The organism is Microbulbifer mangrovi (assembly GCF_002009015.1).
GTDB classification, from domain to species: Bacteria; Pseudomonadota; Gammaproteobacteria; order Pseudomonadales; family Cellvibrionaceae; genus Microbulbifer; species Microbulbifer mangrovi.
In genome coordinates this window covers 1-11888 of sequence record NZ_LZDE01000234.1, presented here as the reverse complement: position 1 = coordinate 11888, position 11888 = coordinate 1, and the positions used below count along the sequence as shown (strand labels likewise).

Below are 11888 nucleotides of genomic sequence, written 5' to 3'. Positions count from 1 at the left end.
AAACAAACCCCCGGTACTTGGCCGCCACCAAACTAGCTTAAGAAGTAATCCCGGGACCGAAGTGCAACCCCCGCCCCTTCCACAAACGGTACACCGCCGGCAGCACCATCAAAGTCAGCAGCATCGCACTGACCATCCCCCCAACCATCGGCGCCGCAATACGCTGCATCACCTCGGAACCAACCCCCGAGCCAATCATCACCGGCACCAGGCCAATAAACACCGTGGCGGTGGTCATTAACACCGGCCGCATGCGCTGACCGGCACCGCGGCGAATCGCATCGCGCAGGTCGTCCAGGGTTGGTTTGCGGTCGGCAGCTTCACAATCGGCGTGCGTCTGTTGCCAGGCCTGGTTTAGGTACACCAGCATGATCACGCCGATTTCCACCGCCACCCCGGCCAACGCGATAAAGCCAACGCCCACCGCCACCGACAGGTTGAAATCGAGCCAGTACAGCAGCCACAGGCCGCCAATCAACGCCATCGGCAGCGTGCCCATGATCACCAGCACCTCGCCCACATGGCGGAAACTGAAGTACAGCAACAGCACAATGATACCGAGGGTCACCGGCAGCAGCAGGCCGAGGCGCTCGCGGGCGCGCTCCATGTATTCGTACTGCCCGGACCACGCCAGCGAATAGCCCGGGGGCAGTTCCAGTTGGTCCGCTACCAGTTGCTGTGCCTCCGCTACCCAGGAACCCAGATCGCGGTTGGCGATATCGATGTAAATCCAGCCGTTGGGGCGGGCATTCTCGGTCTTGATCATCGGCGGCCCGCTCTGGACTTCGATAGTCGCCACGTCACCCAGGCTCAGGTGGGTGCCGTTGGGGGCCACCAGTGGCAGGCCGCGCAGGCTTTCCGGGGAATCCCGCCAGGCCTGTGGATAACGCACGTTGATCGGGTAGCGCTCCAGGCCCTCGGTGGTTTCGCCCACCTTTTTGCCGCCCACCGCGGTATCGATCACCGTCTGCACATCCTGAATATTCAGGCCGTAGCGGGCCGCCGCGCTGCGGTCGATATCGATATCGATATAGCGGCCGCCCTCGACACGCTCCGCGAACACCGACGCGGTGCCGGGTACATCTTTCAGCAGGGATTCCAGCCGGGTGCCGATCTGCTCGATCTGGTGCAGGTCGGCACCGGCAACCTTGATCCCCACCGGAGTCTTGATACCGGTAGCGAGCATGTCGATACGGGTTTTGATCGGCATCACCCAGGCGTTGGTGACCCCGGGCAACTGCACCGCCGCGTCCAGCTCCGCGCGCAGTTTTTCCGGAGTCATGCCCTCGCGCCACTGGTCGCGGGGCTTGAAGCGGATGATGGTCTCCACCATGGTCAGCGGCGCCGGGTCGGTGGCAGTTTCCGCGCGGCCCATCTTGCCCCACACCTGCGCCACTTCCGGCACCTGCATGATCATCTTGTCGGTCTGCTGCAGCAGCTCGCGCGCCTTGCCGATGGAAATGCCGGGATGGGTGCTCGGCATATACATCAGGTCGCCCTCGTCCAGCGGCGGCATAAACTCGCTGCCAGTGCGCGACAGGGGATACAGGGCGCTGGCGAGCAACACCAGTGCGGTAATGACCACGAGCAGCGGATGGCGGATCGCCAGTTCCAGAGCCGGGCGGTAGGCGGCGGTAAACGCGCGGTTGATGGGATTCGCCTGCTCTGGCTTCACTTCGCCGCGCACCAGGTAGCCCATCAGCACCGGCACCAGGGTAATGGCGAGGCCGGCGGCTACCGCCATGGCGTAGGTCTTGGTGTAGGCCAGCGGTGCGAACAGCCGGCCCTCCTGGCCTTCCAGCGCAAACACCGGCAGGAAACTGAGGGTGATGATCAGCAGGCTGAAAAACAGCGGCGGTCCCACCTCGCTCGCGGCCTCACCGACGACTTTCCACCGGTTTTCATCTGTTAACGGGGTGCGCTCCATATGCTTGTGCAGGTTCTCGATCATCACGATGGCGCCGTCCACCATGGCGCCAATGGCGATGGCGATACCGCCGAGGCTCATGATGTTGGCGTTGATCCCCTGCAGGTGCATCACGATAAAGGCACCGATGATGCCCAGCGGCAGACTGATGGCGATCACCAGCGACGAGCGCAGGTGGAACAGGAACAGCGCACACACCAGTGCCACCACGATGAATTCCTCCAGCAGCTTGTGCCACAGGTTCTCCACCGCGCTGTCAATCAGTTCGCTGCGATCGTAAGTGGGGACGATTTCCACCCCTTCGGGCAGGCTGCGCTGCAATTCTTCCAGCCGGTTGCGCACGCCATCGATGACGGCGCGCGCGTTTTCGCCGAAGCGCATCACGATCACGCCGCCGACGGCCTCGCCCTCGCCGTCGAGCTCTGACAGGCCACGGCGCATCTGCGGCCCCAGGTGTACATCCGCCACATCCCGCAACAGCAGCGGGGTGCCGGCAGCATTCACCAGCAGCGGCAGCTGGCGCAGGTCTTCCACGCTCTGGATATAGCCGCTGGCGCGCACCATGTACTCGGCCTCGGCCATTTCCACCACCGAGGCTCCGGATTCGCGGTTGCCACGCTGGATCGCTGCCTGCACCTGGGCCAGGGTGAGGTTGTAGGCGCGCAGGCGCAGGGGGTCCACCTGCACCTGATATTGCCGCACCATACCGCCCACGGTGGCCACCTCGGATACCCCGGGCAGGGTCTGCAGCTCGTATTTCAGGAACCAGTCCTGCAGTGAGCGCAGTTGCGCCAGATCGTGCTTGCCGGTGGGATCCACCAGGGTGTAGCTGTAGATCCAGCCCACACCGGTGGCGTCCGGCCCCAGCTCCGAGCGTGCCGCCGCGGGCAGGCGCGGGGCCACCTGGCTCAGGTATTCGAGTACCCGGGACCTGGCCCAGTAGAGGTCAACATCGTCGTCGAAAATGACGTAAACGTAGGAATCACCAAAAAACGAGTAGCCGCGCACCGTGTGCGCACCAGGCACACTCAGCATGGCGGTGGTGAGCGGGTAGGTGACCTGGTCTTCCACGACCTGCGGCGCCTGGCCCGGGTAGCTGGTCTTTACGATCACCTGCACATCGGACAGGTCCGGCAGCGCGTCCACCGGTGTATTGCGCAGGCTGTAGAGACCGGCAAGGGTCAGCACCACCGCACCGATCAGTACCAGCGCGCGGTTGTGCAGGGACCAGTGGATGATACGCGCGATCATTTCACCGGCTCCTGTTCCGCATCGTGATCCATATCGCCGTGCCCCATCTGCGAGTGGTCCATCTCTGAATGGTTCATGTCGCCGTGATCCATCTGCGAGTGATCCATTTGCTCGTGGCCTTCGTGTCCCGGCATCAGGGAATCATCGGCCAGGGCGCGAGCGGCGATCACCTCGTATTTACCGTCGTCGCGCTGGCGCATCTGCACCCGCAGCGGCGCGCCGCTTTCCAGGGCATCGCGTAATGCCTGCTGCGCGGCTTCCGCCACATGGAAGCCCATCACCATGCCGGGCCAGTCCCATTCCGGCACCGGGCCGTGCTCGAGGCGTGCGTAGTGGTTGTCGTCGGGCATACTGAGCACCGTGGCCTCGGCCCAGGCGGTATCGGCTTTTACCGACTTTTTGCCACTTTTAGAGTCACCTTCGCCCTCGATACGCTGCAGATCAGCACTGATACTGGACTCGGAATCCAGCAGGAACTGGGCCGAGGTGACCACCTCGGTACCGGGTTCGAGTCCGGCGAGGATTTCCACCCGCTTGCCTAGCTCGCGGCCCACCCGCACACGCACCGAGCGATAGCGGCCGCCGCCCTCGGCGATCACCAGCCGGTCCATTTCACCGGTGCGGATCAGGGCGCTGCGCGGCACGGTCAACGTGTCCACCTTCTGGCCACCCAGCTGCAAGCGCACAAACATGCCCGGACGCAGGGCCTTGTCGGCGTTATCCACAAGCACCCGCACCCTCAGGGTGCGGGTGCTTGGGTCGAGGTCCGGGAGTATGTGCACCAGTTTGCCGGTCCAGCTGCGGCCCGGAGCGAACTCCCCCTGCAGAGTGGCGGTATCCCCCACCTTTACCTGAGCGCCCTGTTTCGGGAACAGCTCGCCCTCCACCCACACGGTGTCCAGCGGGCCGATACTCATCAGGGTGGTAGCGGGGGTGATATACATGCCATCGCGAGCGGCGAACTCATTCACGTAGCCATCGGTGGGCGAGTAGAGGGTGATGGTCTGGCTCACCTGCCGGGATTTATCCAACGCTCGCAGCTGCTCGGCGGGCACCCCAAGGCTTTCCAGACGCTCGCGGGTGGCCTCGATCAGGGTGCGGTTGCCGCTTTGCAGGGCCGCCACCAGCTCACTCTGCGCCTTGACCAGCTCCGGCGAGTAGATCGCCACCAGCGGCTGCCCCTTGCGTACACGATCTCCCACGGCCTTGACCCAGCTCTTGTGCACCCAACCGCTCAGGCGGGTGTGCACGTGGTGCAGCTTGTCTTCATCCAGCTGCACCAGGCCCACGGTATCGACCTCGATGGCCACAGGGCCTTTCTCCGCTACCGCGGTGCGCACACCCAGGTTGTTTTCCACCTGGGAGGAGATGGATACGGTGCCCGGCTTGGCCTCACCTTCCTCGCCCTCGTAGACCGGCACCAGGTCCATGCCCATGGGCGATTTGCCGGGGCCGTCGCGACGGTAGTTGGGGTCCATGGGCGCGACCCAGTAGAGAATTTTCTTTTCGCCGCTGCCGCCCTGCGCGGTGTCGTCACCGCCGGACAGGCCGCGCCCCACAAGAATTCCCACCACCAGGGCGATGATGGCGAGCACGACTATCGATATTTTGTTCATAACGTTGCAGATCGCTGATTATTTGGAGTTGGCGTCGAGCTCGACGGCGCGGAAATAACGGATGCGCGCGACGGCGCGGAAGTAGCCATAAGTGAGGCGCGCAGCGCTGATCTGGGTCTCGATGTCGTCCATGCGCGCGGCAATGGCCGCCTCCAGATCCGCGGTATTGCTGGCGTAACCGCGCAATACCGCATCGGCGGTGGCGTCCGCCTGGGGCAACAGGTACTCGCGGTACTCCGCGCGGCGGCGGTCGAGGGTCTGGGCCATGGCAACGGCGCCGTTCAGCTCGGCGTGCAGCTGCTGCAGCAGGTTCTGGCGCTGCAGGATGCCGGCGCTTTCACGCGCACGGCTGGCGGCAAGGCGCCGGTCCTGGCGGTTCTGGCGAAACAGGGGCAGGTCGAACGACACCATCACGCTGGCAAAGTCCGAGCCATCACTCATAGGAGTCCGGTCGCGCTGGCCGTAACTGAAATCGACACCGAACTGCGGCTTGTAGGCCTCCTGGGCCAGTGCCACATTGGCTCGCTCTGCGGCCACACGGGCACTGCTGGCGGCCACCGCCGGATGCTGCTCCACCAGCCCCATTGAGACCGGAAGGGACTGCCCAACCAGCCAGTCGCGGGTATCCCGCCAGGCCGGCGGCGTTGCATCCAGCGGACCCCAGGCGGCACCGCCGATCCAGCGGCTGAGGCTGCCACGGGCGCGATTGATCTCGCCATCCACCGCGGCAATGCGGTCGTCCAGTCGCGCCAGCGCCAGCTGCGATTGCAGCAGCTGCTGGGACTGGATCTGCGCGCTGGCGAGGCGTGCGCGGTTGTAGCCCACCAGCTCCTGCATCCAGCGACGGTTCTCGGCCAGCAGTTCACGCACCCGCAGCTGCTCCGCCACGCTGAGGTAGGCCAGCGCCACGTCCCGCGCCAGTGCCAGTTCCATATCCGCGGCACCGGCATAGCCCGCCTCCGCAGCGTGGGCACCGCGCTCGCCGGCGAGCGCCAAGGAATCCCCGCGCGGCAGTTTCTGGCTGATGCCGATGACTTTCTGGGTCATCGGCTGGTCGTCAAAAGCGAAGGTGTCGGTGGGGAGGTTAGCGATGCCCAGCTTGAGCATCGGGTCAGCCCACTGGGCGTCCGCCACCGCGGTTTCCGCCGCAGCGTCGGCCGCGGCAATCGCCGCCGCGGTTTGCGGATCCTGTTCCTGCGCCAGTTGGATGGCGCCTTCCAGATTCAGCTGTGCCCGCGCGGGCAGGGTAACCGCACAAATCAGCAGCGCCGGGACCAGAGGGCCCAGGGCGCGCAATACATATCCCATGGAGTAATCCTGTCTGTCAGATACCTGGCCGATGGCACGGCCGTAGAAATCAGCGCCAGCGGAAGCGTTGATCGGGAGGCATCAGGCGCTTATGGGTGGGCGCAACAGGTTGCGCTGCGATGCAGCGAGCGGGGAGGGGGAAATCGATTGGAACAGAGCACTGGCGGGCATTGGCGTGTGCTGCCACTCCTGCGCCAGGGGTGCAGCGGCACCACAACCGCCAATAGCGCAGGTCAGATGACAAAGTTCAGCGGCAGAGGTGTCATCGGCCTCGTCACAGCAAGGCATGCTGCCATGGTCATCAGCGTGCATATCGCCGGTCGTATGCCCGGCACCGCCGGCCATCATGGCCGCGTGATCGCCGTGGGCATCGGCACCCGGATCGCAGGCAGGCGCAACCGCCAGAGCCAGGCTCTGGGCAGCAAAACACCACAGGATCAGGGTCAAAATCAGTGCACGCATGGGGCGGAGTCTAGGAGATGTTGGAAAATCAGACAAGCTGGCGCAGATTATGCTGCATATTTACGACAATTTACCCGACCCGCACTGGCTAATTAGTGCCCAGTTTGTGCTAGAATGCGCCACCCCGACGGAGGCACCAGTGCCAATCCGCGGGATCAATAAATCTAAGAATGTGAGCACCTGCGATGTCCGCCATAGATGAAGAGCCGCAACCCAGCGGTACCCTGACCCTGCAAACCCAGTCCATGCCCCGGGATACCAACCCCCAGGGTGACGTCTTTGCCGGCTGGCTGATGTCGCAGATGGACGTGGCCGGTGCAATCCTGGCCCAGGGTATCGCCCGCGGCCGCGTGACCACCGTCGCGGTCGGCAGCATGGTATTCCTGCGCCCGGTACCGGTGGGCTCCACCGTGAGCTGCTATGCCGAAGCCGTGGAAGTGGGGCGCTCCTCCATCAAGACCATGGTGGAAGTGTGGCTAACCCGGGTGGATACCGGCGAGCAAGTGAAAGTGACCGAGGGCGAATTTGTCTTCGTCGCCATAGACGATCGCGGGCGCACACGACCGCTACCCTGAATCGGCCATTGATCCCCAGTATCTCGCCCGATTGAACCAGAGGCGGCCGCTATCTAGCCGGTCGCCAATTTCTGCATTCCCTTTCCGACGCCTTTTCTCGCCTCTTCGTACATCATCTCGCACAACCATGTTTAGCCGCTCGCCGGCAACAATCCAGATTGAAAAATCGTACCAGTTTGACGGTGGCCAAGTTCAGCGAAACAATAGGCGCCGACGACGCAGGATATTTTCATACAGGGATAAGTCGATGATCGTAAGCGCATTAATAATCGCAGCGACATGCACCATTATTTTTTATGCGGGACTGGCGGTTGCCAGGAGAACACAGCGCAAGCTATACCGTGTGCTTATTCGTATCGGAGCGGTGTTATTGATGATTGTCGCCGCCGGTGTGGTTCCATCCATCTTGGAGGTCAGCCTGGCAACCACCGAGTTGGCCGGCAGCTACCTGTTTTTCATGCTGATGGGCGGCGCACTGATTTATAAACTGCTGTTGGTGCGCTTTATTCCACTGCCATCTGAACAGCCCCAAAGCTGAGCGATCACTCGCCACGTCCCCAATGCGATTGCCGTACCCGTATCAGGCAATCGCATTTCACAGCTTGGTGGACAGCCAGATCGCGCACTCCGTTGCCCTGCGCACCACCCAGAAAATACACCGGTGCGCATTCGGGCTGGTTCCGTACTTGAGCCCCTTGTCCCGATGCTCCTCTTCATCTGCCTGAATACTCTGTACCGCGTCAAAAACCTCACGATCGTGACGATTGAGAAATTCCAGCTGCCATTCCAGATGATGCAATACCGTGGATTCAATGGAATAGGTACAGACCCAGATCGCATTGCGTCCCAGTAATGCCGTAAAACTCCCGAGCAGTAATCCACCCAGTGCCCAGAGTTTCAGTGCATAACAGTGGCGAATGGATCGTCGCTTGAGGATTTCATCGAATCTCCGGAAATGCTCGCACTCATGGGCCAGCATTTCGTCAAACTCGGAAACGATGTCGGGATAAAAGCGCCGGGCAATAAATCGCTGGGCGCGGTAGATGTGGATGGCGCCATACTCACCGGCGTGATCGACCCTGAGTATGCGTTCAACTTCACGGGTAACCGCAAGTTCGGCAGTTGTTTCCACTGTACAGACACTCCCTTGTCTTTACACCAGGTCAACGAAATATAGCCTACCGGTCTCCCAACTCCCTGGTCTTGTAATACGCCTCTTCACTGATCCGGTGATACGGAATCACCTGGGATTCAAATTCCTGGAAGGCTCGGTATATGCGATTGAACTGGGGATCCCTGGCCGCGGTCTGCTGCATGATCTGGGTGTTGATTTTCTTCAGATGTGCGATGACATCGTCCGGTAATTTGCGCAGCTCCACACCATGTTCTTCCACCAGTTCCTTCAGCGCGCGGTTGTTGCGCGCCGTGTACTCGTCGAGCATATCCTGATTGGCGTCGCGGGCGGCGGTGCGCACGATCGCCTGCAGGTCTGCGGGGAGTTTTTCGAAGGCGGTTTTATTGACGATGATTTCGAGGATGGAGCCCGGCTCATGCCAACCCGGGTAGTAGTAATATTTTGCGATCTGATGGAAGCCGAAGGCGAGGTCGTTGTATGGGCCGACCCATTCGGTCGCGTCGATCACGCCGGTCTGCAGCGCGGTGTAGAGTTCGCCACCGGGAATGGTGACGGCGGTACCGCCGGCGCGGTTGAGCACTTCGCCACCGAGACCGGGAATACGCATCTTGAGGCCCTTCAGGTCGTCAACGGTATTGATTTCCTTGTTGAACCAGCCCGCCATCTGCACACCGGTGGAGCCGCCGGCCATGGGCAGTAAATCGAAAGGTGCGTAGAGTTCTTCCCACAGTTTCAGGCCACCCCCGTAGTGCAGCCAGCCATTCATTTCCTGGGCGTTCAGACCGAACGGCACCGCAGTGAAGAACTGTGCCGCCGGCACCTTGCCCTTCCAGTAATAAGCAGCGCCGTGCCCGACCTGGGCGGCACCACTGGAAACCGCACCGAATACCCCCATCGCCGGCACCAGCTCACCGGCCCCGAACACCTTGATCTTCAGGCGGCCATTGGACATGGCATCGACTTTCCTGGCAAAGCGCTCCGGTGCACTGCCGAGGCCGGGAAAGTTTTTCGGCCAGGTGGTAACGAGCTTCCACTCGAAAGTCTGCTGGCCGGAATTTTTCAGCGCGGCACCCTTGAGCTCGGTGACCGTTTGCTCCTGATCCGAGCGGGACACAACCAGGGCACCGAAGGTGACTACCAGCAGGGCGAGCAGCCCCAGGATTACAGGGGGATACCAGTTTATTGTTTTCATATCCGTTTGAATTTTTATTGTTTGTCTTGTTTTGGATGCGGTATCCCGGAGTCATTCCGGGATACCGTCAGAGGGGCTGCAACTTGGCCATGGATACTACCAGCCACTTGCTACCTGCATCATCGAAGTTTACCTGGACTCGCGCACGCGGACCGCTGCCCTCAAACTGGACCACGGTGCCCTCGCCAAACTTGGCGTGGTCGACGCGGCCACCCAGCGCCAGCGGCGGCAGGTCATCATCAAATTCCGGGGCGGCATCGGAGTAGGGGTTAACCCCACCCCCAAACTTTCCATAGTTCGGCTGGAATAATGGCTTGGAGACTTCCGTTTTCAGGCGTACCTCGTGAATGTATTCCACCGGAATCTCACTCACAAAGCGCGACGGCTTGTTGTAGGTCTCGCTGCCAAACAGGCGCCGGCTCTCGGCGTAGGTAATGTAGAGCTTCTGCATCGCGCGGGTGATACCCACGTAACACAGGCGGCGCTCTTCCTCCATACGCCCGGGTTCCTGGGCAGACATTTTGTGCGGGAACAGGTTTTCTTCCACACCGGCCATAAATACCAGCGGGAACTCGAGGCCTTTGGCGGAGTGCAGGGTCATCAGCTGCACCGCATCCTCAAACTCGTCCGCCTGGCCCTCGCCGGCGTCCAGCGCGGCACTGTCGAGGAACTGGTTAATCAGCGGGATCTCTTCCTCGTCCACCGCCTCGCCATCGGCATCCACCGTGGGCACACCGTCGAAGGCGCGGCAGGCGCTGACCAGTTCCTGCAAGTTTTCCACCCGGGTCTGGCCCTTCTCGCCTTTCTCCTTGCCGTGGAAGTCGATCAGGCCCGTCTGCTCGATGGCCATCTCGGCAATATGGTCGAGGGTTTTGTCGGTGCTCTCCTCATCCAGCGCATCGATCAGGCTGAGGAAATTGGCCAGCGCGTTACCAGCGCGGGCGGCGAGTACCTTCTGCTGCAGCATCTTGGCTGCGGCATCCCACATGGAACTGCCGTGCTCGCGGGCGAACTCGCGCACCAGATCCACGGTGCGCGCGCCGATGCCGCGGGTGGGGGTATTCACCACGCGCTCGAAAGAAGTGTCGTCATGGCGGTTGGTGATCAGGCGCATATAGGACAGCGCGTTCTTGATCTCCATACGCTCGTAGAAGCGCTGGCCACCGTAGATGCGGTAGGGCACCTGCTCACGCAGCAGCCCTTCTTCCAGCACCCGCGACTGGGCATTGGAGCGATACAGGATGGCAATACTGTCGCGGCGGTTGCCGTCGCGCACCCAGTCCTGGATACGCTCGACAATAAAGCGCGCCTCGTCCTGTTCGTTGTAGGCGGAATACAGGGAGATCGGCTCGCCCTTGTCGCCCTCGGTCCACAGCTCTTTGCCGAGACGGCCGGAGTTGTGGGCAATGACCGCGTTGGCGGCGTTGAGGATGGTGCTGGTGGAGCGGTAGTTCTGCTCCAGGCGCACCGTCTGTACCCCCTTCAGGTCCGCCTCGAAGTGCTGGATATTCTCGATCTTGGCACCGCGCCAGCCGTAAATGGACTGGTCGTCGTCCCCCACCGCAGTAATCGCACACTGGTCGCCGGCGAGCAGGCGCAGCCAGGCGTATTGAATGGTGTTGGTATCCTGGAACTCGTCCACCAGGATGAACGGGAAACGGCGGCGATAGTGCGCGAGGATGCTGTCGTTGTTCAACAGCAGTTCGTGTGCGCGCAGCAGCAACTCACCAAAATCCACCACGCCGGCGCGCTGACAGGCCTCTTCATAGCTGCCGTAGATCCGCACCATGGTGGCGAGCCAGGGATCGCCGGTGAGCTGGATATACTGCGGACGGATGCCCTCATCTTTCTGTGCGCCGATCCACCACTGGGTCTCGCGCGGGGACCACTTTTTGTCGTCCAGCCCCAGCTCATTCTGCACCCGCTTGATCAGGCGCAGCTGATCGTCACTGTCGAGGATCTGGAAATTCTGCGGCAGCTTCGCTTCCTGCCAGTGGGCGCGCAGCAGGCGGTGGGCGAGCCCGTGGAAGGTGCCCACCCACATACCGAAGGTGTTCACCCCCAGCAGCTCCTCGATGCGCCCGCGCATCTCGCGCGCGGCCTTGTTGGTAAAGGTCACTGCCATAATGGAGTAGGGCGACGCCCCCTCCACCTGCATCAGCCAGGCGATACGGTGTACCAGCACACGGGTCTTGCCCGAGCCGGCACCGGCGAGAACCAGTTGATGACCCGGTGGCGCCGCGACGGCTTCGCGCTGGGGGTCGTTGAGGGGGTCTAAGAGTTCAGATACGTCCATGGGGGCGGATTGTATCAGGGGTTTTGGGATAACTGGGTATATAAACAGGGTTTTGTGGTGCGCCCGAATAAGGTTCGGTGGCGGGCCGACTACCGGATATAGCTTTGCGGGACACGCCGTGAACCC

General features: G+C 62.0%; 9 protein-coding genes. 2 read left to right on the top strand and 7 right to left on the bottom strand.

The genetic code is table 11. The annotated features are described in order from the left end of the window. Positions 1–37 precede the first annotated feature (37 nt). The 4 genes from B4U49_RS03465 to B4U49_RS03450 all read right to left on the bottom strand — a co-directional run bounded on the left by B4U49_RS03465 (position 38) and on the right by B4U49_RS03450 (position 6564). On the bottom strand, positions 38–3178 hold the full coding sequence (locus tag B4U49_RS03465) for an efflux RND transporter permease subunit (protein ID WP_078083184.1): 3141 nt from the start codon (positions 3176–3178) through the stop codon (positions 38–40). Next, complete coding sequence (locus tag B4U49_RS03460; protein WP_078083183.1) at positions 3175–4794, bottom strand: efflux RND transporter periplasmic adaptor subunit; 1620 nt, start codon at positions 4792–4794, stop codon at positions 3175–3177. The genes B4U49_RS03465 and B4U49_RS03460 overlap by 4 nt, the downstream gene beginning before the upstream one ends. A gap of 18 nt (positions 4795–4812) precedes the next feature. Then, complete coding sequence (locus B4U49_RS03455; RefSeq protein WP_078083182.1) at positions 4813–6102, bottom strand: TolC family protein; 1290 nt, start codon at positions 6100–6102, stop codon at positions 4813–4815. An 81-nt stretch (positions 6103–6183) separates the two neighbouring features. Continuing rightward, on the bottom strand, positions 6184–6564 hold the full coding sequence (locus B4U49_RS03450) for a hypothetical protein (protein WP_078083181.1): 381 nt from the start codon (positions 6562–6564) through the stop codon (positions 6184–6186). A 185-nt stretch (positions 6565–6749) separates the two neighbouring features. Between B4U49_RS03450 and B4U49_RS03445 the strand changes: the two genes are divergently transcribed. Next, on the top strand, positions 6750–7139 hold the full coding sequence (locus B4U49_RS03445; protein ID WP_078083180.1) for an acyl-CoA thioesterase: 390 nt from the start codon (positions 6750–6752) through the stop codon (positions 7137–7139). Between the two features lie 247 nt (positions 7140–7386). Next, positions 7387–7677 (top strand): hypothetical protein, encoded by a 291-nt coding sequence (locus tag B4U49_RS03440; RefSeq protein ID WP_078083179.1) that lies wholly within the window; start codon positions 7387–7389, stop codon positions 7675–7677. A 57-nt stretch (positions 7678–7734) separates the two neighbouring features. On the opposite strand, the gene B4U49_RS03435 is transcribed toward B4U49_RS03440, so the two are convergent. The 3 genes from B4U49_RS03435 to uvrD form a co-directional block, all read right to left on the bottom strand. Continuing rightward, entirely contained in the window at positions 7735–8271 is a 537-nt protein-coding gene (locus B4U49_RS03435; RefSeq protein ID WP_078083178.1) for a demethoxyubiquinone hydroxylase family protein, read from the bottom strand. Positions 8272–8317: 46 nt separating this feature from the next. Beyond that, on the bottom strand, positions 8318–9466 hold the full coding sequence (locus tag B4U49_RS03430; protein WP_078083177.1) for a TRAP transporter substrate-binding protein: 1149 nt from the start codon (positions 9464–9466) through the stop codon (positions 8318–8320). Between the two features lie 67 nt (positions 9467–9533). Beyond that, the gene (gene uvrD / locus B4U49_RS03425; protein ID WP_078083176.1) at positions 9534–11762 is read right to left on the bottom strand and encodes a DNA helicase II; all 2229 of its coding nucleotides are present in this window, start codon (positions 11760–11762) and stop codon (positions 9534–9536) included. Positions 11763–11888 lie beyond the last annotated feature (126 nt).